Source organism: Klebsiella oxytoca, from assembly GCF_009707385.1.
Classification (GTDB): domain Bacteria; phylum Pseudomonadota; class Gammaproteobacteria; order Enterobacterales; family Enterobacteriaceae; genus Klebsiella; species Klebsiella oxytoca_C.
The window spans coordinates 838160-863872 of the sequence record NZ_CP046115.1 but is presented as its reverse complement, the minus strand read 5'-3'; the positions used below and the strand labels follow the sequence as shown (position 1 = coordinate 863872).

Genomic DNA, 25713 nt, shown 5'->3' with positions numbered 1-25713 from the left:
GATTATTTCGCGGACTGACGGTAGAACTCAATTAACTCGATAAAATGATCGAACAGCGGCGCGGCATCGTGCGGGCCGGGGCTCGCCTCCGGGTGTCCCTGGAAGCTGAATGCCGGTTTGTCGGTACGATGAATCCCCTGCAGGGTGCCGTCGAACAGCGACTTGTGGGTCACGCGCAGGTTGGCTGGCATAGAGGCTTCATCAACTGCAAAACCGTGGTTCTGCGCGGTGATCATCACCACGTTATTATCAATATCTTTTACCGGATGGTTGCCGCCGTGGTGGCCAAACTTCATCTTCACGGTTTTCGCGCCGCTCGCCAGCGCCAGCAGCTGATGGCCGAGGCAGATGCCGAATACCGGAATATCGGTTTGCAGAAACTTCGTAATCGCATCGATAGCGTAATCACAAGGCGCCGGATCGCCTGGGCCGTTGGACAGGAAGATACCGTCCGGATTCATTTTCAGCACATCTTCGGCAGAGGTCTGCGCCGGCACCACCGTCAAACGGCAGCCGCGGTCCACCAGCATGCGCAGAATGTTGCGCTTGGCGCCGAAATCGTATGCCACCACGTGGAACGGCAGCTCGCTTTCCGCTTTCGCTTCCGGCAGGTCGCCCGCCAGAGTCCAGCTACCCTGCGTCCAGCTGTAGGTTTCTGCGGTAGTCACTTCCTTCGCCAGATCCATACCGTTGAGGCCCGGGAACGCTTTCGCTTTTTCCAGCGCCAGCTGCGCGTCCGGGCTGTCGCCGGCAATGATGCAGCCGTTCTGCGCGCCTTTTTCACGCAGCAGACGGGTCAGCTTACGGGTATCGATATCAGCAATTGCCACGATGTTATGGCGCTTCAGATAAGAAGAGAGGTCTTCAGTATTGCGGAAGTTGCTGGCAATCAGCGGCAGATCGCGAATAACCAGACCCTGTGCATGTACCTGAGAAGACTCTTCATCGGCGGCATTGGTGCCGACGTTGCCGATATGGGGATAAGTTAAAGTGACGATTTGGCGGGAATAGGAAGGATCAGTGAGGATTTCTTGATAACCGGTCATTGAAGTATTGAAAACGACTTCCCCAACCGCCGTGCCGGTAGCCCCTATGGCCCGACCGTGAAACTGGGTTCCGTCTTCCAGAACCAATAGCGCTGACTTAATCAAAACACCCTCCAGAGAATATCCACTCACTTTATTTGCATATTAATTCATAATATAGATCTGAATCAATGCAAATCTGTTGCCCGCAGAATTTTGGCAAACGGCGGCATTCTGGAGAGATGGTCGGTAAAAGTCAACTTAAAGCGGATATTTTTAATCATCTTTCAGGCGACTATTCAGTAATACCCGTCTTAATGGGCAAAAAGATCAACTAACTAGCCTGGGAAAACGCTTGCGGAGGCGGATGATTGTAAAATCAGCGCACCGGGAAGAAGAAAGTAGACCGGATGGTCAAAATTTACAATAAAACAACAAAAACCAGGTAGATAACATATAATTTTGATGACTTAACAATAAAAATGACATCAAAATGGAAAAATAAAAAAGGGCAATAAATCATTGCCCCTTGCAATCAATTACTTATTGAATGCAATAACCACATCACGATGGGTAATAATCATTATAAAGAGTTCAGTTCAAGCACATCACGCATATCAAAAAGACCACTTTTCTTGCCTTTCAGCCATAAAGCTGAGCGAACAGCGCCGTTAGCAAAAGTCATCCGGCTGGAAGCCTTGTGGGTGATTTCCACGCGCTCTCCGATATCAGCAAACATCGCCGTATGTTCACCGACGATATCCCCGGCGCGCACGGTCGCAAAACCAATAGTGCCGGGTACGCGTTCTCCGGTATGGCCTTCACGACTGTAGACCGCGCACTCCTTCAAATCTTTATCCAGCGCGCCGGCAATCGCCTCGCCCATCGCCAGCGCCGTACCTGATGGCGCATCCACTTTGTGACGATGATGCGCTTCGATAATTTCAATATCGGTATAGTCGCCCATCACCTTTGCCGCCTTCTCCAGCAGCTTAAGCATCACGTTAACGCCAACGCTGAAGTTAGCGGCAAACACGATAGCGATATCCTGCGAAGCGTCGCGAATCGCCTGTTTTCCGGCGTCATCAAAACCGGTGGTGCCAATCACCATTCCTTTACCGTGTTGACGGCAAAATGCGAGATGGTTGAGCGTGCCTTCCGGGCGGGTGAAATCGATGAACACGTCAAAATCGTCTTTTACCGCTTCAAGGCTGCTTTGCACCACGACGCCTGACTTGCCTGTACCCGCCAGCTCGCCCGCATCGCTACCGAGCAGTGAGGAGCCTTCTCGCTCCAGGGCCGCGCCAAGGGCCGCGCCTTCCATTTGCTGTACCGCCTGAATTAACTGTCGTCCCATCCGACCGCCCGCGCCCGCGATGGCCACGCGGATTAGTGCATCATGCATAGCTATTCTCTTTTGTTAACACTACGTAAATTGTTTTCAGAGTAACCAGCCCGTCGATGAGCCGCTACTCAAAAACACCGATAATTAGAAATTTATGACAAACGGCCGCCGATATCAGTAAAAACTATAAGATTGTGCCGGGAATTTGCCGTTGAGTAGCGAGAAGAGAGAGTTGAAAGCCCGGAGCAGCCATTTACGGCCAATCCGGGACGATTCATTGAGGTCAAACGGGTGATTAATGCAGAAATAGCTCCCCGGCCGGGAAACCACACAGGAACCAGGTGACCGCCAGCAGATCGGCGCTGCCGCCGGGACTAAGATGGCGAATAATCAATTCATCATCCAGCCGACGCAGCGCTTCCAGCCCGCCGTCGACCAGAACTCCCCCTTCCCACAGCAGCTTCTGCGCCTGCTGCTGAACAAAGTTCAGTCCTTCCAGCCCACCGCGTGAAACCAGATTGGTATCGTCATTCCAGGCCATCAGGTGCAGCAGGGTCTGTAATAACGCCAGGTTGGTATCACCGGTATCCTCCATCACCCGGTTGAATACCGGCATCGCCTGAGTGCGCACGGTGCGAAAACCGCTTTCAGCTTCACCTCTGGCGCCGGAGAGCCCGTAGAGCAGGAAATGCGCTTCCCCTTTACTCACCTTGTTTCCCTGGGAGACGGAAAGCTCTCGCCCGACCAGACCACGGCAGAAACGGGCCACCTGATCGCATACCCGATGCTGTTCAACCGGTTCTCCGCGCGCAACCAGCCTTCCCGCCGCCGCGCTAAGCAGGCCAAAAGCGAAGATCGCGCCGCGGTGCGTATTCACTCCTCCGGTCACCTCCAGCATATCCGTCTCGCAGGCCATACCCACCGGACGCAGCATGGACAGTACCTGCTCCGGCGTAAAGTTGGCCGTGTCGTGACCCATAATGAAAAACTTCTCCATCCACGGGGCGACAACCGCCGTACTGGCCTCGAAGGCAGCCAGATCCATATCCTGATGCGCGCCGGTATTACGGATATCCACCAGGCCCGGCTTTGGCGTTAAGCGGACCTCCGTCAGCAACGCCCTCTCCACGCGAGAAACAATATCCTCCGCCGCAACCGTTTGACGACTCAACTGGCGACGCTGGCTTACGATCGCTTCGCTCATGCCTTCCTCCTCAACGCGTTTAGCCGGTGGTTTTAACCTGATGAATAACATCGATAACCGAACCGTCGCGATAGCGCACCACGGCCACAACCCGATCGGTAAATTCGATCGGTTCGGGTTTCCCGGTTAAAAGCTCGGCGCGCTGCTGTAGCGCTTCAATAGTCATCAATGGGATACCGGCATTACGCAGGTTATCTATCAGGTCCTGGCGCGCCGGGTTGACGGCGATACCGTGGTCGGTCACCAGCACGTCCACGCTGGCGCCAGGCGTCACGCGAGTCAGCACCTTCTCCACCACGCACGGAATGCGCCCACGCACCAGCGGCGCAGTGATAATGGTTAAATCAGCCCCCGCCGCCGTATCGCTGTGGCCGCCGGACGCCCCGCGCAGCACGCCGTTAGAGCCGGTCATCACGTTAACGTTGTATTCGGTGTCGATTTCCAGCGCGCTGAGCATCACCACGTTCAGGCGTTCACAGGAGATACCTTTGGAGCCTGGATTGGCGTACTGATTTGCGGAAATTTCTATATGGTTGGGGTTAGTGGCCAGCGAACGCGCGGCATCGCCGTCGAAGGACTGAGTATCCAGCAGCGCTTTAATCAGCCCTTTTTCGTGCAGATCGACCATCGTGCCGGTGATCCCGCCGAGACCAAAGCTGGCGATAATATTGTTACGCCGCATTTTATCTTCAAGGAAACGAGTCACCGCCAGCGATGCGCCGCCGGTACCGGTTTGCAAAGAGAAACCGTCTTTGAAGTAGCCGGAGTGTTCGATCACTTTGGCTGCCTGGCGGGCGATCAGCAGCTCGCGCGGGTTGCTGGTCAGACGGATCGCGCCGGCGGTAATTTTCGCCGGATCGCCGACCTCATCGACCTGTACGATCAGATCGACCTGATCCTGAGCGATACTGGCCGGATAGTTCGGATAATCCACCCACTCTTCGGTCAGCAGCACCACGCACCTGGCGGCTTCTGCATCGACTTTGGCGTAGCCCAGCGAGCCGCAGCGGGATTTACCGCTAAAACCGTTGGCGTTACCGTATTCATCGCAGCACGGCACGCCAAGGAACGCCACATCAATATTTAACTCGCCGCTTTGTACTAAATATGCCCGACCGCCGTGGGAGTGGATTTGTACCGGATTTTCCATCAGGCCGGCGGAGATCTCTTCTCCAAGCTTACCGCGCAGGCCGGAGGTATAAATCTGCCGGATCACACCATTTTTAATATGCTCAATCAGCGGCCAGTGGGCGTCGATGAGCGAACTTGAGGCCAGCGTCAGATCGCGAAAACCCATTTCAGCCAGCTTCGCCACCACCATATTGACTACCTTGTCGCCGCCGCGAAACGCGTGGTGAAAAGAGATGGTCATACCGTTTTGCAGCCCGGAGCGGCGAATCGCTTCCTCCAGCGAAGCGCAGATTTTACGTTGGCGCTTTTCGCTTTCGCTGGCCAGCCACGGGCTCTTCGCGGTCACGCCCGCATAGGGCTCCAGTCCTTCCGGCATGACGTACTGTTGATTAAGCATTGCCACGGTCTCTTTCATTATTTTCCCCTTAATCACGAATGCCGGAAGCCGAGAGCGCCACAACTTTGCGCGCATATTCGATAATCGGTCCATCTATCATCTTGCCGTTCAGCGATACCACGCCCAGACCGCGCTCCTCCGCCTCTTCCGCCGCCGCAATCACCTCCCGCGCGTGCTCGACCTCTTTTAGCGTGGGGGCATAGACCTGATGCAGCAGCTCAATCTGCCGCGGGTTGACCAGCGATTTACCGTTAAAGCCAAGATTTTTCGCCAGATTCGCTTCCGCGAGGAACCCCTCTTCATTGTTAATATCCGACCACACCACGTCATAGGCCGCGATCCCGGCGACGCGGGCCGCGTGCAGCACCGCACAGCGGGCATAAAACAGCTCGGTACCGTCGCCGCGGCAGGTGCCCATATCCATGACGTAGTCGAAGGCCGCCAGCGCAATGGCCGACAGACGCGGGCTGGAGCGGGCAATCTCAACGGCGTTCACCACGCCAAGCGCTGACTCTATCGCCGCCATTAACTTCGTGCTGCCCACTTCCCGCCCGCACTCACGTTCAATCCGCTCGACGTGAGCTTCCAGCTCATGAATATCTTCTTTGCTATCGGTTTTCGGCAGACGCACCATATCCACGCCCGCACGCACCACCGCTTCAAGGTCGGCAAGGCCAAACGGCGTGCTGAGCGGGTTAATACGCACCACGGTTTCCACATCCCGGTACAGCGGATGCTGTAGCGCATGGTGCACCAGCAGGCGGGCGGTATCTTTTTCACGCAGCGAGACGGCATCTTCGAGGTCAAACATCACCGCGTCGGCGCCGTAAACAAAAGAAGTGCTTAACATTGCGGCGTTGGCGCCGGGGATAAACAGCATACTGCGACGAGGTTTCATAGCTGGCTCCATTGCAGTTGAGATTGTTTGGCCGCGCGCAGCGCCGCAGCCTGAACGCGAGCCTTCAGCACGCATTCCAGCGCGCCTTTATCATCGACGACGACATTCGCACGGGTAACACCAAGCTGCGTCAGCGTCTCTCTGACCACCCGCTCAATCGCTGCGCCAAACTGCTGCTTCACAATACTGTCGATTTCAAGCTGAATACCAGGCTCATTCGCAGGCCCGATCCTGACCATCACATCGCTGGATTCCAGCGTGCCGGCCAGGGCGTCAATCATCATTTCCATAGAGGCTGATCCTTAGTTATGGAGGTAAAATCAGGCGGTTTGATGTTCGCTTTCCGCCAGATGCATCAGAAAAGAGAGCGTGCCCGGCGGTACCAGCGGCTCAATCGCTGCCCACTGACGCTGCTGATAGAGCCTGCGCACGCGGGAAGCGGAAACAGGGCCGCCGTCTTTCTCAACCCGCACCAGCTCAACCACCTGAATCGTCGGCGCGTCCCCGGGCGCCTCCAGCAGCTGGTGCATGCGCAGGTTGTAATGACGGGTTAATTCACACAGCGGTTCGCTACCGACAAAACGGTGAGTAATCCGTAACGCCGGCGCTAAATGTTCGCGGAAAAGCTGGAGATCGATCTGACAGTGGCAATCGTCCACCACGCCTTTATCTTTTAGAAAATAACCGGGAAAAGTCGCTCTGGAGATCAGATAAGCCGATCCTGGGTGCAGGGTTACGTTGTCGATCCCGGCAATGCCCTGTTCGATCAGGGCTACGCGATCCTGATAGCTGAAAAATGAAGCGTCTTCCTTTACTACAAACAGATGCAGCCAGTCGCACTGGCGCGCGGCCTGCTCCACCAGCCAACGGTGTCCCAGCGTAAAGGGGTTGGCGTTCATGACGATGGCGCCGATTTTTTCCCCTGGCTGACGGTACATCGTGAGCTGGCGGCAATAGCGGGCCAGACGCTCGCGGCTATTTTCCATTAATACGGCCTGGTCACCCGCGCGGGCGATTGGCCAGAATCCGGCACAGGAAAATAGTGCTGCGTTATAAGGTTTGGTGAACAGAAACAGCTCGCTGCGGCCCAGTTCATACGCCTGGGTCATCAGTTCCGTCAGCAGCTTCAGGCTGAGTCCTTCTCCCTGTAGCGACGGGTCCACGGCAATACACTTCAGTACGCATCCGGCAATCCCGCCGCAGCCAACAATGCGCTGCTGGTGCTCGGCGACAATGACGATTTCGCAATCTGCCTCCAGCGAGAGCTGATGCTGGTGAAGAAAGAGATCGACGGCCTCTCGCCGCCGGGGATCTTTTTGCACGGCGACGCGTTTTAATATCAGATTCATTTTTTAGCGCTTCATTGACCAAAAACGGACTGTATTTCGCCACCGTTCCCGTAGCGGTTCTTTTATTTCAATCACACTTTTCCTTGTACCTTAATTTGCTTTATGGTTTTTATGTTGTTAATTAATTCAGAAAAATAAAAACAATTAAATTAATTAAAAACACGACCAATCAGTGAAGATAATCACATATCGTTGTGGAGCAATTTTATTATTATGCCGCCGTCTTATTATTGCTTTTCCAACGGAATTACAGCCTGAATAACTCAAGTTTCAGGACAAACGGCTGGCTGTGTTGAACAATGCTTGCGCTGCCCCGAAGGGGTGAGCCGGAATCACGCGCCAGGAGAGTGGGTCCCTAATCGCTGCTCTGGTAAGTGATGCGGATAAACAAGCGTAGCTAACGTCCATGCAGCTTGAAGTATGACAGGCATATTCCTTTTTTTAACAGGGTGACGTCTTATGACTAATATGAGCCAGGCTCCGTCCGCGGAGAAAAAAGGCGTTAGCGATATTCTGGGGTTTAAAATCTTCGGCATGCCGCTACCGCTTTACACCTTTGCGTTAATCACTTTACTACTTTCACATTTCTATGATGCCCTGCCGACCGACATTGTTGGCGGCTTCGCGATCATGTTTATAATTGGCGCTATTTTTGGCGAAATCGGTAAACGCTTGCCGCTTTTCAATAAATATATCGGCGGCGCACCGGTGATGATCTTCCTGGTCGCTGCATATTTTGTATATGCCGGTATTTTTACCCAGAAAGAAATTGATGCTATCACCAATGTGATGGATAAAAGTAATTTCCTGAACTTATTCATCGCCGTGTTGATTACCGGTGCAATTCTGTCAGTTAACCGTAAACTGCTGCTGAAATCCCTGCTTGGCTATATTCCAACCATCTTAATGGGGATTCTCGGCGCCTCCGTCTTTGGAATTTTCATCGGCCTGTGCTTCGGTATTTCCGTAGACCGCATCATGATGCTGTACGTGCTGCCGATTATGGGCGGCGGCAACGGCGCAGGCGCGGTTCCGCTGTCTGAAATTTACCACTCCGTTACCGGGCGCTCCCGCGAAGAGTACTACTCAACGGCGATTGCTATTCTGACTATCGCCAACATCTTTGCCATCGTTTTTGCCGCGCTGCTCGATATCATCGGCAAAAAACACACATGGCTGAGCGGTGAAGGCGAACTGGTACGTAAAGCCTCCTTTAAAGTAGAAGATGATGAAAAAGCAGGGCAGATCACTCACCGTGAAACCGCCGTCGGCCTGGTGCTCTCCACCACCTGTTTTCTGCTGGCCTACGTTATCGCTAAGAAAATTCTGCCAAGCATTGGCGGCGTCTCTATCCACTATTTCGCCTGGATGGTGCTGATTGTCGCGGCGCTAAACGCTTCCGGCCTCTGTTCACCGGAAATCAAAGCCGGCGCTAAACGCCTGTCCGACTTCTTCTCTAAGCAGCTGCTGTGGGTGCTGATGGTTGGCGTCGGCGTGTGCTACACCGACCTGCAAGAGATCATCGACGCGATTACTTTCGCTAACGTGGTGATTGCCGCCGTGATCGTCGTGGGTGCCGTGGTCGGTGCCGCTATCGGCGGCTGGTTGATTGGCTTCTTCCCGATTGAATCTGCGATTACCGCTGGACTGTGCATGGCTAACCGCGGCGGCTCCGGTGACCTGGAAGTACTCTCAGCCTGTAATCGTATGAATCTTATCTCTTACGCACAAATCTCCTCCCGTTTAGGCGGCGGAATTGTGCTGGTCATCGCCAGCATTGTGTTCGGCATGATGATGTAACCAACACGCACGATGGCGATGTTTGAGCGTAAACCACAACGGTACAACTTAGGGTCCAGAGCCGGGGGCGGCTTCGGGAAATCCACCCTACTCCTTAGCCGGAAGCATCGGAAGGTTAACCTTCAAACACGCCATCGTGCCCTTACTTTTGGGTCTTTTCATGAGTGATGCAGTACTGCTGGGTGAAGGCTTCACCCTGATGTTTCTCGGCATGGGATTCGTGCTGGCGTTTCTGCTCCTGCTGATTTTCGCCATCCGCGGCATGTCCGCCGCTGTTAACCGCTTCTTCCCCGAACCGGCCCCGACGCCAAAACCGGCTTCCGCACCTGTCGCGCCCGCCGACGACTTCGCCCGCTTAAAGCCGGTGATTGTCGCCGCCATTCATCACCATCGCCGCCTTAACCCTTAATTCACGGAGGAATCCATGACCGTTGCCATTACCGATGTCGTCCTGCGCGACGCCCACCAGTCCCTGTTCGCCACCCGCCTGCGCCTCGACGATATGCTCCCCGTTGCGGCCGCCCTCGATGACGCGGGCTACTGGTCCCTTGAATGCTGGGGCGGCGCCACCTTTGACGCCTGCATCCGCTTCCTCGGCGAAGACCCCTGGGTCCGCCTGCGCGAGCTGAAAAAGGCCATGCCGAAGACCCCGCTGCAGATGCTGCTCCGCGGCCAGAATCTGCTGGGCTACCGCCACTACGCCGATGACGTGGTGGAGCGCTTCGTTGAGCGCGCCGTCAAAAACGGCATGGACGTGTTTCGCGTCTTCGACGCCATGAATGACCCGCGCAATATGAAAGCGGCGCTTCAGGCGGTGCGCAGCCACGGCGCCCACGCTCAGGGAACCCTCTCCTACACCACCAGTCCGGCCCACAGCCTGCAGACCTGGCTGGATTTAACCGAACAGCTGCTGGAGACCGGGGTGGATTCCATCGCCATCAAGGATATGTCCGGCATTCTCACCCCGATGGCCGCCTGTGAGCTGGTCAGCGAAATCAAGAAGCGCTACGACGTCCGGCTGCACCTGCACTGTCACGCCACCACCGGCATGGCGGAGATGGCCCTGCTGAAAGCCATCGAGGCGGGCGTCGACGGCGTCGATACCGCGATTTCCTCCATGAGCGCCACCTACGGCCATCCGGCCACCGAGGCGCTGGTCGCCACCCTGGCAGGTACAAAATATGACACCGGGCTGGATATCCTGAAGCTGGAGAGCATCGCGGCGTACTTCCGCGAGGTGCGCAAAAAATATCATCAGTTTGAAGGCCAGCTGAAGGGCACCGACAGCCGTATTCTCGTGGCCCAGGTGCCGGGCGGCATGCTCACCAACCTTGAGGGCCAGCTGAAGCAGCAGAACGCCGCCCACCGTCTGGATGAGGTGCTGGCGGAAATCCCCCGGGTGCGCGAGGACCTCGGTTTTATCCCGCTGGTGACGCCGACCTCGCAGATTGTCGGCACCCAGGCGGTGCTCAATGTCCTCACCGGCGAGCGCTATAAAACCATTGCCAGGGAAACGGCGGGCATTCTGAAGGGGGAATACGGCCACACGCCGGTGCCGGTCAACGCGGCGTTACAGGCGAGAGTGCTGGAAGGCGCCGCCCCGGTAACCTGCCGCCCGGCGGACCTGCTGAAACCGGAGCTTTCTGTGCTGGAAACCGATGTGAAGCGCCAGGCGCAGGAAAAGGGCATCACCCTTGCCGAAAACGCCATCGACGACGTGCTCACCGTGGCCCTGTTCCCGCAGGTCGGCCTGACGTTCCTTGAGAATCGCCATAATCCGGCGGCGTTCGAACCGGCACCGCAGGTGGAAGAAATGAAACCCGCCGCACAGGCAGATAAACCGGCGGCCTCCGGCGTCTACACCGTGGAAGTGGAAGGCAAAGCCTTTGTGGTGAAGGTCAGCGACGGCGGCGATATCAGCCAGCTGACGGCGGCCGCTCCGACCGCTGCACCAGCCGCTGCTGCGGCTCCGGCAGGCGCAGGTACCCCGGTAACCGCCCCGCTGGCGGGCACTATCTGGAAGGTGATTGCCACTGAGGGCCAGAGCGTGGCCGAAGGCGAGGTGCTGCTGATTCTGGAAGCCATGAAGATGGAAACCGAAATCCGCGCCGCGCAGGCCGGGACCGTGCGCGGTATCACGGTGAAATCCGGCGATGCGGTCTCGGTGGGCGACGCCCTGATGACCCTGGCGTAAGGACAAGGAGCGGAAATGGAAAGTCTGAACGCCCTGATTCAGGGGATGGGGCTGATGCACCTCGGCGCCGGCCAGGCCATCATGCTGCTGGTGAGCCTGCTGCTGCTGTGGCTGGCCATCGCGAAGAAGTTCGAGCCGCTGCTGCTGCTGCCGATTGGCTTCGGCGGTCTGCTGTCAAATATTCCGGAGGCCGGGCTGGCATTGACCGCGCTGGAGAGCCTGCTGGCCCACCACGACGCCGGACAGCTGGCGGTGATTGCCGCGAAGCTCAACTGCGCGCCGGACGTTCATGCCATCAAAGAGGCATTAGCCCTGGCCCTGCCGTCGGTGCAGGGGCAGATGGAGGACCTGGCGGTGGATATGGGCTACTCCGCCGGGGTGCTGGCGATTTTTTATAAGGTTGCCATCGGCTCAGGCATCGCCCCGCTGGTGATATTTATGGGCGTGGGGGCGATGACCGACTTCGGCCCTCTGCTGGCCAACCCCCGCACCCTGCTGCTGGGGGCGGCGGCGCAGTTCGGCATCTTCGCCACGGTGCTCGGGGCGCTGACGCTGAACTACTTCGGCATTATCAGCTTCACCCTGCCGCAGGCGGCGGCCATCGGCATCATCGGTGGGGCAGACGGTCCGACGGCGATTTACCTGTCGGGCAAGCTGGCGCCGGAGCTGCTGGGGGCCATCGCGGTGGCGGCGTACTCGTATATGGCGCTGGTACCGTTGATTCAGCCGCCAATTATGAAAGCGCTGACCACGGAGAAGGAGCGAAAAATCCGCATGGTGCAGCTGCGCACGGTGAGTAAGCGGGAAAAAATCCTCTTCCCGGCGGTGCTGTTGCTGCTGGTGGCGCTGCTGCTGCCGGACGCGGCGCCGCTGCTGGGGATGTTCTGCTTCGGTAACCTGATGCGCGAGAGCGGGGTGGTGGAGCGCCTGAGCGACACGGTGCAGAACGGGCTGATAAATATCGTGACCATTTTCCTGGGGCTGTCGGTGGGGGCGAAGCTGGTGGCGGACAAGTTCCTGCAGCCGCAGACGCTGGGCATTCTGGTGCTGGGGGTGATTGCGTTCTGCGTGGGTACGGCGGCGGGGGTGCTGATGGCGAAGCTGCTGAACCTGTGTAGCCGGAACAAAATCAACCCGCTGATTGGCTCTGCCGGGGTGTCGGCGGTGCCGATGGCGGCGCGGGTGTCGAACAAGGTGGGGCTGGAGTCGGACGCGCAAAACTTCCTGCTGATGCACGCAATGGGCCCGAACGTGGCCGGGGTGATTGGCTCGGCGATCGCCGCCGGAGTGATGCTCAAGTACGTGCTGGCGATGTAAAAGCGCATTATTCCCGGCTTGCGCTGCGCTTAGCCGGGCTACCCAGACCCCCAGACCGCGTGGGCCTGTAGCCCGGATAAGGCGTCAGCCGCAACCCGGGGATTCTCCCGGAGGCGGCGCTTAACGCGCCTTGTCCGGGCTACCAAACCTCAGGCAGCGCCGGTCCGTAGCCCAATAAGGCGTCAGCCGCGCCCCTGGGATACGTAAAACTTCGTATTCCATCAGGATGTGTTCTGAAATCAATAAAACTGTGGGCCGATTCAGCGCGGTCGGCCGTCAGAAAAGAGAAAATGACCTTTTAATGTCAATTCACCCAATGTTTACCCGAAAAATCACGCACTGGTTTGCCCGGCGTTCGTTCCAGAACCGCATCTTCCTGTTGATCCTGTTTACGTCAACAATCGTGATGCTCGCCATGTCATGGTATATCACCAGCATCACGGAAGAACGACTGCATTACCAGGTCGGCCAGCGCGCGCTAATTCAGGCCATGCAGATCTCCGCCATGCCTGAGCTGGTTGAGGCGGTAGAAAAGCACGATTTACTGCGGATAAAAGCGCTTATCGACCCAATGCGCTCGTTTTCCGATGCCACCTATATCACCGTCGGCGACGCGAAAGGTCAGCGTCTCTATCACGTGAATCCTGACGAGATCGGTAAATATATGGAGGGAGGAGACAGCGATGAGGCGCTGTACAACGCCAAAAGCTATGTGTCGGTACGTAAGGGATCGCTCGGCTCTTCATTACGCGGCAAGTCGCCGATCCAGGACAGCAGCGGGAAAGTGCTCGGTATCGTCTCTGTGGGATATACCATTGAACAGTTAGAGAACTGGCTGAGTTTACAGATCGGATCGCTGATGATCCCGATGGTAATTATGTTGCTCCTGCTCCTCTACTGCGCGCGTCGCTTCTCGCTGCATATTAAAAAACAGATGCTGAATATGGAACCACAGCAGCTATCGCAGCTGCTTATTCAGCAAAGCGTCCTGTTTGAATCGGTCTTTGAGGGACTGATAGCCATCGACTCTCATTACAGAATTACCGCCATCAACCAGACCGCAAGGAGATTATTAAACCTGAGCCAGCCGGAAACTTTCCTGATTGGCAAAAGCATCAGCAGCGTGATCTCTCAGGAAGCATTCTTCTACGATGCGCCGCAGACCAATAAAAAAGACGAAATCGTCACTTTTAACCAGATAAAAGTGATTGCCAGCCGCATGGCCGTAACGCTTAATAGCGAGCCTCAGGGCTGGGTCATTAGCTTTCGCAGTAAAGATGATATCAACACTCTGAGTCTGCAGCTCAGCCAGGTTCAGCAATACGCGGATAATCTTCGCGCCGTACAGCACGAGCATCGTAATCTGATCTCCACTATCGCCGGACTGCTGTTTTTAAAACGCTACGATAACGCGTTGGATCTCATTCAACAGCAGTCAGAAAGCCACCAAAAAGTGCTCGATTTTATTGCCCGTAATTTTAAAGTAAATCATCTTGCCGGGCTGCTGATTGGTAAATACTACCGCGCCAAGGAGCTTGGCTTAGAACTGATATTCGATCCCGGATGTTATGTCGATACGTTACCCTCCTCCCTTTCGCACAATGAATGGATCTCGATCGTCGGAAACCTTCTGGATAACGCCTACAATGCCACCCTACGCCAGACGCAAGGTTCAAGACAGATCGAATGCCTGATCAACAGTGAAGGCGACGAAGTGATAGTCGAGATCGCCGATCAGGGCTGCGGGATAGATGAGTCGATGCGCGATCGTATCTTTGAACGCGGCGTCACCAGCAGCGGCAGCGGCGATCATGGCATCGGACTATGGCTGGTACGCAGCTACGTTGAGCAGGCGGGCGGCAATATTGTCATCGATGACAACATCCCTTTTGGCACTATTTTTACCCTTTATATCCCCCTGACCCGAGATGAACATCATGGATAGCATCACAACCCTGATCGTTGAAGACGAACCTATGCTGGCGGAAATCCTGGTGGATACCATCAAACAATTTCCCCAGTTCGCAGTCATTGGTATTGCGGATAAACTGGAAAGCGCGAAAAAGATGCTTCGCCTCTATCAGCCCCAGCTGATTCTTCTGGATAACTTCTTACCCGATGGCAAAGGCCTCGATTTGATTCGTCATGCCGTGAACACTAACTATAAAGGACGCATCATCTTCATCACCGCTGATAACCATATGGATACCATCAGCGAAGCACTGCGGATGGGCGTTTTTGATTACCTGATTAAACCGGTTCACTATCAACGATTGCAGCACACGCTTGAGCGTTTTGCCCGCTACCGCAGCTCCCTGCGCTCAAGCGAGCAGGCCAGCCAAACGCACGTTGACGCTCTTTTCAATATTCAGGCCAAAGAACATACGGAATCCGCCGGTTCATCGCTGCGTGGAATTGATGAAAGCACCTTTAACCGGGTGTTACAGCTCTTTTCCGACCCGGAGATAGTCCATACCGCAGACTCCCTTGCGCGCATTCTCGGCAGCAGTAAAACCACCGCCCGCCGCTACTTAGAACAAGGAGTAAAAAAAGACTTGCTGGAGGCTGAAATCAGCTATGGCAAGGTCGGCAGGCCGGAACGGATTTACCACGGTAAACATTCTGAGCATATTTAGGCCCCTGGAGATGCTCTGTAAACTGTGGCATCTCCTGTGACTAGCCTATTCGACGATGTAACTCACAATCATCTGGCCTTTTTTCATCTTCACTTGGGTAATGACGACCTTTCCCAGTTCGGACAGGCTGGTCACGTGCGTGCCGCCGCAGGCATAGCCCGGCATATCGCCAAACCCGACCTTACGTCGCCTCCCGGCAAAAGAAACCTGACGCCTTAAATTCTCTGCCTGCCAGACTTCTACCTGCCTTAACAGCGCGCTGGCTTCTGGAAGCGAAGCATTCGCCCCGGCGGCAAAAGTAATGCGCCCCTCTCCCGGCCAATGATGAGCCTTGACCGGCTGCCAACCGGAACGTTCACCGGCCTGGCCAAGCAGGTGTCCGGCGGTGTGTAGCCGGGCGTGCAGCTGTCTTGCGTCAGCATCCACCCGGATCGCCACCTCGCCGGGCGGTAGCGGCTGCGAAACTATATGCATAATACTCTCGCCGCGTGCGACAACGCTCTCGACGGTCAGTTCGTCGATCCAGCCGCGATCCGCAGGCTGCCCTCCGCCCTGCGGATGGAATAGCGTACGATCCAGTTCAATGGCATAGCGGCCATCCGCTTCGCCTGAGCAATTGACGACTCGCGCCAGGCATTCAGTCGCATCGCTGGTGTAATAAAGTCGTTCAGTCATGGTTGCTCTCCTCTTTGTCAGGACAGTATATTGATATTCCTGAAAGGGATAATCCCGCATAACATCAATGCAGTTTTGCTCTGGAAGCACAAATGAATCTGAGCCTGCTACCCGACCTCGCTCTGTTTGTACAGATTGTTGAACAGGGCAGCTTTTCCGCCGTCGCGCGGCAGACAGGCGCCACGCCCTCCGCCATCAGCCGCAGCGTCTCGCGCCTGGAACAGGAGATGGGCTGCAAACTGCTGCACCGAACTACGCGTAAGCTGCGCCTTAGCGACGCCGGGAAGACGGTATATGAGCATGCGCAGGGGATGGTGGAGTCGGCGCGCCTGGCTATGGATTCCGCCAGCAGTACCCAGGCAATAGCGCAGGGAAAGCTCACGCTAAGCGTGCCGAAAGCTGTGGGGCGGTTTGTCATTCACCCGCTTATGCTGGAGTTTTTTACCCGCTATCCGCAGATCGACGTCTGCCTGCGGCTTGAAGACCGGGTTCTCGATTTTATTGATGATGGCATCGATCTGGCGCTGCGTATCACCCATACGCCATCGCCAGGACTGCACGGGAAGCCGCTGATGCCAATCAGCCACGTGGTGTGCGCGACGCCAGGCTACCTTGAACAATATGGAAAGCCGCGCACGCCGCAGGATCTGCGTGAACATAGCTGTATCAGCCTTGGCGAAACGCCCGCTGATTCGCGCTGGAAGTTTCGTCGCGAGGGTACGACAGAAACTATCCAGACCCATGGCCGTTACGCCGCCAACCACACCGCCGTGCGCCTTGATGCCGTGAAGCAGAATCTGGGCATCGGTAGCCTGCCGTTGTTTACCGCACGTGAGGCGCTGGCCCGCGGCGAGATTGTGCAGGTCTTAGAGGAATGGGAGTTTATCAGCAGCTATTCCGGCCAGCTGTGGTTACTGTGGTCGGGCAGCAAGCATATGCCCGCCAGAATGCGGGCGATGATTGATTATCTTAGCGAGAAGATGGGGCCGACCTCAGGCAGCACAGCCACAGCGCGACGATCAAAAACCAGGGAATAATCAGGCACAGGGCAAACCACCAGCCGGAACGACCGATATCGTGCATCCTGCGGCAGCCAACGGCCAGCACGGGGACGATCATCACCAACAGCAGGATAAAACTGAGCGGCACGGCGTAAAAAAGCAAAACCCCGTACTGATAACGGTACTGCATCGCCAGTAGACAGGCCGCAAGCGGTAGAGCCAGAACCAGCAGATTGGTGATAAAAAAAGACCAAAACTCCAGCCTGCTGGCCACGCCGGAAAAATTAAACGCGTTTTTCCAGCCTTTTAGATAAGCTTCTCCATAAGCCATGATGTACATCTCCCTGATGTTTATCCTATTTTTAAGGCGCCAGCGCAATTACCTCGGCCGCCCAGCGCTGGAATCCTTCGACATCCAGCCCCAAAGCCACCCGGGCGTTTGCCGGTTGGCCCAGTTTACCTTCGATATCGACCACCGTCGTCCCGGAGGTCCACGTTCCCTGGGTTTCTACCGTCACAAAGCATGGTTCCAGGGTGAAAAGTTGAGGACGAACCAGCCAGGCGATCGCGCACAGATCATGCATGCGCAAACCGCTGCTCATACTGCCGCTACGATAGTGGCTAAACAGCGCGTGGAGCATTTTACCGGTCTGATTAAGCGTTGGTAGCGTGGAGAGATACTCCGGGGACAGCATCGCCTGGTTGGTCACGTCCAACCCGCACATGACGATTTCCAGCCCGCTGTTGAACACCTTAGCCGCCGCTTCCGGATCGATGGCGATGTTAAATTCCGCATTCGGGGTAAAGTTACCGCGCCCGGCGGAGCCGCCCATAATCACCAGGCGACGGATGTTAAAGCGGCATTCGGGATACTGGGTCAGCAGTAGCGCGATGTTGGTCAACGGGCCAATCGCCACCAGAGTCAGCGGTTCCGATGCATGCATCAACGCATCGCGGATCGCCTGGAAAGCGGGCTTTGCCAGCGGCTGGCGGTTATGTTCAACGAAATCATACCCCTCCATCCCTGACTCACCGTGTACGGAGGCTGCGTCGCGCAGCGGACGCACCAGCGGCATCGATGCGCCCTGGGCTAACGGGATATCGGCGTTCCAGAAATGCAGAAGCTGCAGGGCATTACGGGTGGTTTTCTCCACCGACACATTGCCCGCCACCGTGGTGATCAGCTGTAGATCCAGCTCGGGGGCGAACAGCGCGGCGGCAATCGCCGCGGCATCATCAATGCCGGGATCGGTATCCAGAATGATGGGTAAGCGCATAGTTTCTCCATAAAAAATGCCAGACGTCAGGTCTGGCATCTTCTCACACTCCGGCGGGAAAGAACTTACTCTACTTCACGGACGTCTACGCGCAGCTCTTTCGGCACTTCAAAAACAATATTCTCTTCGCGGCCTTCCAGCGGCACCGCTTCGCCGCCGCCCAGCTCCTGCAGACGCGAAATCACGTTCTGCACCAGAATATCCGGAGCCGATGCGCCTGCGGTCACGCCGACGCACTGTGCTTCTTTCACCCATACTTCCTGGATATCGGTCGCATCGTCGATCAGATACGCCGCTTTCCCCATTCGCTGGGCCAGCTCGGCCAGGCGGTTTGAGTTCGAGGAGTTTTTCGAACCTACCACCAGCACTACGTCGGCCTGCCCGGCCAGAGCGCGGACGGCTTCCTGTCGGTTGGTCGTCGCATAACAGATATCATCTTTGCGCGGCCCGACGATTTTCGGAAAGCGTTCGCGCAGAGCGTCAATCACGTCAGAGGTATCGTCGACCGAGAGCGTCGTCTGGGTCATAAACGATAGCTTAGCGTCGTTTTTCACATTCAGCGTCCAGACATCATCCGGTGATTCCACCAGGTACATCCCCCCCTGCGGGTTGCTGTACTGGCCCATGGTGCCTTCGACTTCCGGATGACCGGCGTGACCAATCAAAATGGATTCTTCACCCCGACGGCTGGCGCGGGCAACTTCCATATGCACCTTGGTCACCAGCGGACAGGTAGCATCAAAAACCGTCAGATCGCGGCCTTTCGCCTCGTTGCGCACGGCCTGAGAGACGCCGTGAGCGGAAAAAATAAGGATTGCACCGTCCGGCACTTCGCTAATCTGCTCGATAAAAATAGCGCCGCGCTGCCGCAGGCTATCGACAACATAGCGGTTGTGCACAACCTCATGACGCACGTAGATCGGCGCGCCGTATAGCGTCAGCGCGTTTTCAACAATGCTGATAGCGCGGTCAACGCCTGCGCAGAAGCCGCGCGGGTTAGCCAACAGAATCTGCATCTTACCCCTCCAGCGCCGGATCGATCTCCAGCACTTCAACATCAAAATGAACGGTACGCCCGGCCAGCGGATGGTTGAAATCAACGGTGATCGAATCACCGTTCACTTCGCGGATCACGCCGGGCATTTCGCTGCCATCCATTGCGGTAAAGAGCATAATCGCGCCGACTTCCGGCTCGCCCGCGTCGATAAATTCCCGGCGCGAGAAATATTGGATCAGGTCCGGGCTTGGTACGCCAAAGGCAGCGTCCGGCTCCAGCGAAAAGGTGGTTTTATCCCCTTCTTTCAGCCCCAGCAGGTGCTGTTCCAGGCCTTCCGAAAGTGAAGTATCGCCCAGGCGAAACAGCGCCGGCTTACCGTTACTGCGGGTTGACTCTGCGGTGGAGCCATCGTCGAGCTTTAAGGTGAAGTGCACCAGCACCGCACTGTTGCTCTGTACTGATTTAGACATGCAGGTTGCTCACTTGTTTTGCCCGATGGCGCGAGGGCCAACGGGCGAGTTTTGTTACGCCTGTTTCTTCGCAGCCGCGTTCGGTAAGAAGCCTTCCAGCACAATCAGAGCTGCGCCGATACAAATGGCGGTATCGGCCAGGTTGAAGGTGGCGAAATGCCAGTCCCCGACGTAGAAATCGATCATGTCGACGACAAAACCATGCCAGAGCCTGTCGAATAAATTGCCCAGCGCGCCGCCAATGATCAGCGCATAGGCAATGTTATTCAGCTTTTGCGTCGCCTTAGAACGATACATCAGCACCGCGAGGATCACGCAGATACCAATAGCGATACCGGCGAAGAACCAGCGCTGCCAGCCGCCGCTGTCGGCGAGGAAGCTAAAGGCCGCGCCATAGTTACGCGCATAGTGCAGATTAAGCGATGGGAACAGCGAAACCGTATCCCCCAGAGCAAAGTTCTGGAGGATCAGGAATTTACTGCCTAAATCGATAATCAGCACGGCTACGACGACCCACAGCCAGCGTAGCCCCGTTGAACAAATCGGTTTACTCATCAGGCAAACTTACGTTTTTCGCCGTCACCGGCGATGTTGCTGACACAGCGTCCGCAGATATCCGCGTGTTCCGCCACCTTGCCGATATCCGTAGTGTAATGCCAGCAGCGCGGGCACTTATCACCTTCGGCTTTGCTCAGCACGACTTTCAGGCCTTTCAGCAGCTCGCTTTGCCAGGCGTCGGCTGGAGCCTGCGCATAATCGGCAACTTTCGCCCCTGAGGTCAACAGGACAAATCGTAATTCATCGCCCAGCGCGTTCAGCTTCGCCGCGAGATCGGCATCGGCATACAGCGTCACCGCCGCTTCCAGGGAGCCGCCCACCTGCTTGTCAGCGCGCGCCTGTTCGATAACCTTGTTGACTTCGCCGCGCACTTTCAGCAGCTCGTCCCAGAAGCCGTCGTTCATCGCTTCGTCAGCATCCAGGCCGAACAGACCGGTGTACCATTCGCCGGTAAAGACGTATTTCTCGCGATCGCCCGGCAGGTAACCCCAAATTTCGTCAGCGGTGAAGGACATGATCGGCGCCATCCAGCGCACCAGCGCTTCGGCAATGTGGTACAGCGCGGTCTGGCAGCTACGACGCGCAATGCTGTCCGCCTTGGTGGTGTACTGACGGTCTTTGATGATATCAAGCCAGAACGAACCCATTTCGATGGAGCAGAAGCGCATCAGGCGCTGCACCACTTCGTGGAAATCGTAAGATTCATAGGCTTTAACGATATCGTCCTGCGCCGCTTGCGCGCAGCCAACCGCCCAACGGTCCAGCACGACCATTTCTTCCGGTTTCACCATGTCTTTTGCCGGATCGAAACCGTTGAGGTTCGCCAGCAGGAAGCGCGCGGTGTTACGGATACGACGATAGCTGTCGGCGGCACGTTTGAGGATTTCGTCGGAGACCGCCATTTCGCCGGTGTAGTCGGTGGAGGCCACCCACAGGCGCAGAATATCCGCACCCAGCTTGTTCATGACATCCTGTGGAGAGACGGTGTTGCCGATAGACTTGGACATCTTGCGGCCCTGACCATCCACGGTAAAGCCGTGGGTCAGTACCTGGCGGTAAGGCGCTTTGCCCTTCATCGCGGTAGAAATCATCAGGGATGACATAAACCAGCCGCGGTGCTGGTCGGAACCTTCCAGATACATATCGGCGGCGTGGCCGGCGAATTCCGGACGCACGTCAACGACGGAGGAGTGGGTCGACCCGGAGTCAAACCAGACGTCCAGCGTATCCGGCACCTTCTCATAGCTATCGGCGTCGGCGCCGAGGATGTCGCGGGAATCGAGATCCCACCACGCCTGAATGCCGTCAACTTCGACGCGTTTCGCCACTTCTTCCATCAGTTCGAGAGTCCGCGGGTGCAGCTCTTGCGTCTCTTTGTGGACGAACAGCGACATCGGAACGCCCCAGGTACGCTGACGAGAGATACACCAGTCAGGACGGTTGGCGACCATCGATTCGATACGCGCCTGGCCCCAGTCCGGGATCCACTGCACGCCTTTGATTTCGGAAAGCGACTGCGCGCGCAGGCCTTTCTGGTCCATGCTCACGAACCACTGCGGCGTGGCGCGGAAGATGATTGGCGACTTGTGGCGCCAGCAGCATGGGTAGCTGTGCTGCATTTTCTCAACGTGCAGCAGCGCGCCGCTGTCGCGCAGCATCTCAACGATGATGTCGTTGGCTTTAAAGACGTTAATGCCGTCCAGAGACGGATAGGTCCCCGGCAGATAGGAACCATCCGGGCCAACCGGGTTAGCGATTTCAAGGCCGTATTTTTGGCTGATGGTGTAGTCATCCGGGCCGTGGCCACCGGCGGTATGCACCGCTCCGGTACCTGCGTCCAGCGTAACGTGATCGCCAAGGATCGCCGGTACGTCAAAATCCAGGAACGGGTGCTTAAAGCGCATCAGCTCCAGCTCGGCGCCATTGGTCGCCGCCAGAATGCGGTAATCAGCGATGCCTGCGCGCTTCATCACGCTTTCAACCAGATCTTTCGCCAGGATCAGCGCCTGACCGTCGACCTGCACCAGCGCATAGTCAAACTCCGGCGACAGGGAGATGGCGCGGTTTGCCGGCAGAGTCCACGGGGTGGTGGTCCAGATAACCAGAGAAACCGGGCCGGTAACGTCGGTCACGCCAAACTTCGCCAGCACCGCCGCTTTATCGATCGCGTGAAACGCCACGTCGATGGACGGAGAGGTTTTGTCGTAATACTCAACTTCCGCTTCCGCCAGCGCAGAACGGCAGTCTACGCACCAGTGCACCGGCTTCGCGCCTTTGTGCAGGTGGCCGTTGCCGATGATTTTACCCAGCGCACGAATGATATTGGCTTCAGTTTTGAAGTCCATGGTCAGGTACGGATGCGACCAGTCGCCGAGCACGCCAAGGCGGATAAAGTCTTTACGCTGCCCGTCAATCTGCAGAGCGGCATATTCGCGGCACTTGGCGCGGAACTCGGCGGCGGTGAATTTCTCACCCGGCTTACCGTATTCCTGCTCCACTTTCAGCTCGATCGGCAGACCATGGCAGTCCCAGCCCGGTACGTACGGAGAGTCATAGCCCGCCAGCCCTTTGGACTTAACGATAATGTCTTTCAGAATCTTGTTAACCGAGTGACCAATATGAATGCTGCCATTCGCATATGGAGGGCCATCATGCAGAATGAAGGTTTTTTTGCCTTTTTTGGCTGCACGAATGACGCCGTACAGGTCATCATCGGTCCAACGCGCCAGCATTCCCGGTTCGCGTTTGGCGAGATCGCCACGCATCGGGAACCCTGTTTCAGGCAAATTCAGGGTCGATTTATAGTCACTCATCAGATTCTCGGTTCCGTATTTCGGTTTGATAAACACCGTCAGGCTTAAACCTGCCCGGTTAGCCCAAAGAAGTCGCGGGCCGTTAACTCATCACGTGCGATTTGCGCTTTCAGCTCATCAAGCGACGCAAATCGCTGCTCGTTACGTATTTTTTTACGCAGTATTACATCTATATGGCGACCATAGAGGTCCATTACAACATCCAGCAGATGGACTTCCAGCTGCTGACGCACGCCGGATACCGTTGGACGAGTACCAATGTTGGCGACGCCCATAAACGTTTTGTCGCCAAGCCCTTTTACTTCTACCGCATAGACCCCTTTTACCGGGGAAACCTGACGACGCAGCGGTAAATTCGCCGTCGGGAAACCTATTGTGCGACCGAGTTCATCGCCGTGCACCACGCGACCAGAGATGGTAAACGGATGCCCCAGCAGCGTCTCCGCCAGCGCCAGATCGTCATCAGCCAGCGCCTGACGTACCGCCGTGCTGCTAATGCGCACGCCCCCTTCGCAGAAGGTTTGGGTGCTGGTGACGTCAAAGCCGTATTCCACACCGGCCTTTTGTAATAACAAGAAATCACCCTGACGACCAGCGCCAAAGCGGAAATCATCGCCGACCGCGAGAAACTGGACACCTAACTGACGGACCAGCAGTTCGCTGATAAAGTCCTGGGCGGTCAACGCCGCAAAGCGCCGATCGAAGCGCACGCACAGAACGTAATCGACGCCGCTTTCGGCCAGATAGTTCAGCTTCTCACGCAGACGCGTTAAACGCGCCGGCGCTTTATCGGCGGCAAAAAGCTCAAGCGGCTGTGGCTCAAAAATCATCACGACTACCGGTAAGCCAAGCTGGCGACCTTCCGCGCGCAAACGCTGCAATAATGCCTGGTGCCCGCGATGCACGCCGTCAAAATTTCCAATGGTCAGCACGCACCCGTGCGGGGCCTGACTGAGATTATGTATGCCGCGTATCAGCTTCATGTCTGGCTCAAAACAGTGAAAATCGTCCGAGTATACCTTGTACAACTGGCGACGTTAACCAGCGATTGCACCTCTTCACCGAAAGATCCCGGTAATTCATTCACTCAGCGTGAGATTGCAGGAAAAACTCTCCGGCATCGTCGATTTTTATGGTCGAAAGGCTGTATTCGCCCGCAACAAGCTGGTAGAATCTTGCGCCATCACTACGTAATGAAGCGTTGTTGGTTTAAGCGACGTTTATTTGCACAAATCCATTGACAAAAGAAGGCTAAACGGGCATTCTCCTCGGCCTTTGAATTGTCCATATAGAACACATTTGGGAGTTGGACCTTGGCTAATATCAAATCAGCTAAGAAGCGCGCCGTTCAGTCTGAAAAGGCCCGCAAGCACAACGCTAGCCGTCGCTCTATGATGCGTACTTTCATCAAGAAAGTATACGCAGCTATCGAAGCTGGCGACAAAGCTACTGCACTGAAAGCATTTAACGAAATGCAACCAATCGTGGACCGTCAGGCTGCTAAAGGTCTGATCCACAAAAACAAAGCAGCGCGTCATAAAGCAAACCTGACCGCTCAGATCAACAAACTGGCTTAATCTCCGGCTTGTTGTCGCTTTGTAAAAAAACCCGCGAAAGCGGGTTTTTTTATGCCTGTCGATTCAACCCGGTTACGGCATGTCCCCGTAACCAGAAGCCGTCTTTGCTTATGCCTGCGGCGACATAAAAAGCGACGAATAGTCGCGATTACAAATACGCTGAACCGCCGGATGCTGAATCATTCGTTCGGCGAAGATAGCGTGATACTCTTCCATGACGCTATCCATCCGCCCGATCTCCACTATGGACTCATCGCTATAGAAATCATGTGCATACAGCGTCGGTGCAACGAATATCGCATTGTGCGCCGCGCCAAAAGCCTTCATCAACGCCGCGTCATCAAACTCGCCGAGAATCTCCACCTGCAACCCCTGCGAGTTAAACCAGTTAAGCAGCTTGCGCCCTAACATGGAACGACGTCCGGGAACCAGTAAACGGCGCTCTTCCAGACAGGCCGGGAACGGCTTTTTCGGCGGCGGATTCATACACCAGAAGCTGACGCTGCATTCACCTATTTTCACCGAAAACAGTCCTTCCTGCTGGGTGGAATCAATGGGGCAGTCGGAGATAATCATATCGAGTTTATGCTGGCTTAGCTGCTCCAGCAGCATTTCGTGGGTCGACTCAAAACAGCGCAAATGGATCTGTTCGTTATCAACAACGGCGGCATCCAGTACCCCGCTCACTAACCTTTTCGATAGCGCGTCCGCGACGCCAACATCAAATAACAAATTCGATTCTTTACGGTAGTTAACAATATCGAGCATTTCCTGGCTCAGGGTAAACATCCGGTCCGCATAGCGGAATACGAGTTCCCCCAGTTCGCTGGGCTCGAGCCCTCTTCCTTTGCGCTTAAATAATTTTCCCTGCAGGCGCTCTTCCAGCGCTTTAATCTGCCCGGTAATCGTTTGCGGCGTCAGAAACAACGCTTCCGCCGCGCCAACGACGGAACCTTCTTTATAGACATGCCAGAAGTAGTAAAGATGGTTGTAGTTGATATGAGACATGCTTCTCTCCCTGCTAATGTCCGGGAGAGCCTTAACGGCTC

The 25713-nt window shown here is 56.0% G+C and carries 24 protein-coding genes; 8 read left to right on the top strand and 16 right to left on the bottom strand.

What is annotated here, in order from left to right:
• Nucleotides 1-2: 2 nt before the first annotated feature.
• From carA to citC, 7 genes are all read right to left on the bottom strand, one after another.
• Nucleotides 3-1151 (bottom strand): glutamine-hydrolyzing carbamoyl-phosphate synthase small subunit, encoded by a 1149-nt coding sequence (gene carA / locus GJ746_RS04100; RefSeq protein WP_154679046.1) that lies wholly within the window; start codon nt 1149-1151, stop codon nt 3-5.
• A 457-nt stretch (nt 1152-1608) separates the two neighbouring features.
• Nucleotides 1609-2430, bottom strand: coding sequence for a 4-hydroxy-tetrahydrodipicolinate reductase (dapB, locus tag GJ746_RS04095; protein ID WP_154679045.1), 822 nt, complete (start codon nt 2428-2430; stop codon nt 1609-1611).
• A gap of 235 nt (nt 2431-2665) precedes the next feature.
• Nucleotides 2666-3574 carry a triphosphoribosyl-dephospho-CoA synthase CitG gene (gene citG, locus GJ746_RS04090; RefSeq protein WP_154679044.1) on the bottom strand — a complete coding sequence of 303 codons (909 nt, stop codon included), beginning with the start codon at nt 3572-3574 and terminating at the stop codon, nt 2666-2668.
• Between the two features lie 19 nt (nt 3575-3593).
• Nucleotides 3594-5120, bottom strand: coding sequence for a citrate lyase subunit alpha (gene citF / locus GJ746_RS04085; RefSeq protein WP_154679043.1), 1527 nt, complete (start codon nt 5118-5120; stop codon nt 3594-3596).
• A 10-nt stretch (nt 5121-5130) separates the two neighbouring features.
• Nucleotides 5131-6000, bottom strand: a complete 870-nt coding sequence (gene citE / locus GJ746_RS04080; RefSeq protein ID WP_154679042.1) for a citrate (pro-3S)-lyase subunit beta — start codon at nt 5998-6000, stop codon at nt 5131-5133.
• Nucleotides 5997-6290: a citrate lyase acyl carrier protein gene (gene citD, locus GJ746_RS04075; RefSeq protein ID WP_154679041.1), complete on the bottom strand. Its 294-nt coding sequence runs from the start codon at nt 6288-6290 to the stop codon at nt 5997-5999. Before citD ends, citE begins: the two co-directional genes overlap by 4 nt.
• Nucleotides 6291-6320: 30 nt before the next feature.
• Nucleotides 6321-7349, bottom strand: coding sequence for a [citrate (pro-3S)-lyase] ligase (gene citC / locus GJ746_RS04070; protein WP_154679040.1), 1029 nt, complete (start codon nt 7347-7349; stop codon nt 6321-6323).
• 459 nt (nt 7350-7808) lie between these two features.
• Between citC and citS the strand changes: the two genes are divergently transcribed.
• The 6 genes from citS (at nt 7809) to GJ746_RS04040 (ending at nt 15296) form a co-directional block, all read left to right on the top strand.
• Nucleotides 7809-9149, top strand: a complete 1341-nt coding sequence (gene citS / locus GJ746_RS04065; protein WP_154679039.1) for a citrate/sodium symporter CitS — start codon at nt 7809-7811, stop codon at nt 9147-9149.
• 160 nt (nt 9150-9309) lie between these two features.
• Nucleotides 9310-9558, top strand: a complete 249-nt coding sequence (locus GJ746_RS04060; RefSeq protein ID WP_154679038.1) for an oxaloacetate decarboxylase subunit gamma — start codon at nt 9310-9312, stop codon at nt 9556-9558.
• A 15-nt stretch (nt 9559-9573) separates the two neighbouring features.
• Nucleotides 9574-11343 (top strand): sodium-extruding oxaloacetate decarboxylase subunit alpha, encoded by a 1770-nt coding sequence (oadA, locus tag GJ746_RS04055; RefSeq protein WP_154679037.1) that lies wholly within the window; start codon nt 9574-9576, stop codon nt 11341-11343.
• Between the two features lie 15 nt (nt 11344-11358).
• On the top strand, nt 11359-12660 hold the full coding sequence (locus GJ746_RS04050; protein WP_154679036.1) for an oxalacetate decarboxylase subunit beta: 1302 nt from the start codon (nt 11359-11361) through the stop codon (nt 12658-12660).
• A gap of 316 nt (nt 12661-12976) precedes the next feature.
• Nucleotides 12977-14605, top strand: a complete 1629-nt coding sequence (locus GJ746_RS04045; protein WP_154682638.1) for a sensor histidine kinase — start codon at nt 12977-12979, stop codon at nt 14603-14605.
• Nucleotides 14598-15296: a response regulator gene (locus GJ746_RS04040; protein WP_154679035.1), complete on the top strand. Its 699-nt coding sequence runs from the start codon at nt 14598-14600 to the stop codon at nt 15294-15296. The genes GJ746_RS04045 and GJ746_RS04040 overlap by 8 nt, the downstream gene beginning before the upstream one ends.
• Before the next feature lie 45 nt (nt 15297-15341).
• Here GJ746_RS04040 and GJ746_RS04035 read toward each other — a convergent pair whose 3' ends face one another.
• The gene (locus GJ746_RS04035; protein ID WP_154679034.1) at nt 15342-15971 is read right to left on the bottom strand and encodes an alanyl-tRNA editing protein; all 630 of its coding nucleotides are present in this window, start codon (nt 15969-15971) and stop codon (nt 15342-15344) included.
• Between the two features lie 92 nt (nt 15972-16063).
• Here GJ746_RS04035 and GJ746_RS04030 point away from each other — a divergent pair, with 92 nt between their 5' ends.
• Nucleotides 16064-17008, top strand: coding sequence for a LysR family transcriptional regulator (locus tag GJ746_RS04030; RefSeq protein ID WP_154679033.1), 945 nt, complete (start codon nt 16064-16066; stop codon nt 17006-17008).
• Here the strand turns inward: GJ746_RS04030 and GJ746_RS04025 are convergent.
• The 7 genes from GJ746_RS04025 to ribF form a co-directional block, all read right to left on the bottom strand.
• The gene (locus tag GJ746_RS04025) at nt 16941-17303 is read right to left on the bottom strand and encodes a DUF805 domain-containing protein (protein ID WP_154679032.1); all 363 of its coding nucleotides are present in this window, start codon (nt 17301-17303) and stop codon (nt 16941-16943) included. The genes GJ746_RS04030 and GJ746_RS04025 overlap by 68 nt on opposite strands.
• A gap of 31 nt (nt 17304-17334) precedes the next feature.
• Nucleotides 17335-18249, bottom strand: a complete 915-nt coding sequence (gene rihC / locus GJ746_RS04020) for a ribonucleoside hydrolase RihC (protein ID WP_154679031.1) — start codon at nt 18247-18249, stop codon at nt 17335-17337.
• Between the two features lie 65 nt (nt 18250-18314).
• Nucleotides 18315-19265 carry a 4-hydroxy-3-methylbut-2-enyl diphosphate reductase gene (gene ispH, locus GJ746_RS04015; protein WP_154679030.1) on the bottom strand — a complete coding sequence of 317 codons (951 nt, stop codon included), beginning with the start codon at nt 19263-19265 and terminating at the stop codon, nt 18315-18317.
• A 1-nt stretch (nt 19266) separates the two neighbouring features.
• On the bottom strand, nt 19267-19716 hold the full coding sequence (fkpB, locus tag GJ746_RS04010) for an FKBP-type peptidyl-prolyl cis-trans isomerase (protein ID WP_154679029.1): 450 nt from the start codon (nt 19714-19716) through the stop codon (nt 19267-19269).
• A 54-nt stretch (nt 19717-19770) separates the two neighbouring features.
• Nucleotides 19771-20271 (bottom strand): signal peptidase II, encoded by a 501-nt coding sequence (gene lspA / locus GJ746_RS04005; protein ID WP_024360376.1) that lies wholly within the window; start codon nt 20269-20271, stop codon nt 19771-19773.
• A complete protein-coding gene (ileS, locus tag GJ746_RS04000; protein WP_154679028.1) occupies nt 20271-23087 on the bottom strand; it encodes an isoleucine--tRNA ligase in 2817 nt (938 codons plus the stop codon). Before ileS ends, lspA begins: the two co-directional genes overlap by 1 nt.
• A 44-nt stretch (nt 23088-23131) precedes the next feature.
• Complete coding sequence (ribF, locus tag GJ746_RS03995; RefSeq protein WP_154679027.1) at nt 23132-24070, bottom strand: bifunctional riboflavin kinase/FAD synthetase; 939 nt, start codon at nt 24068-24070, stop codon at nt 23132-23134.
• Between the two features lie 330 nt (nt 24071-24400).
• Between ribF and rpsT the strand changes: the two genes are divergently transcribed.
• Nucleotides 24401-24664 (top strand): 30S ribosomal protein S20, encoded by a 264-nt coding sequence (gene rpsT, locus GJ746_RS03985; RefSeq protein ID WP_003018940.1) that lies wholly within the window; start codon nt 24401-24403, stop codon nt 24662-24664.
• Nucleotides 24665-24772: 108 nt separating this feature from the next.
• On the opposite strand, the gene nhaR is transcribed toward rpsT, so the two are convergent.
• On the bottom strand, nt 24773-25672 hold the full coding sequence (gene nhaR, locus GJ746_RS03980) for a transcriptional activator NhaR (RefSeq protein WP_154679026.1): 900 nt from the start codon (nt 25670-25672) through the stop codon (nt 24773-24775).
• Between the last annotated feature and the right edge of the window lie 41 nt (nt 25673-25713).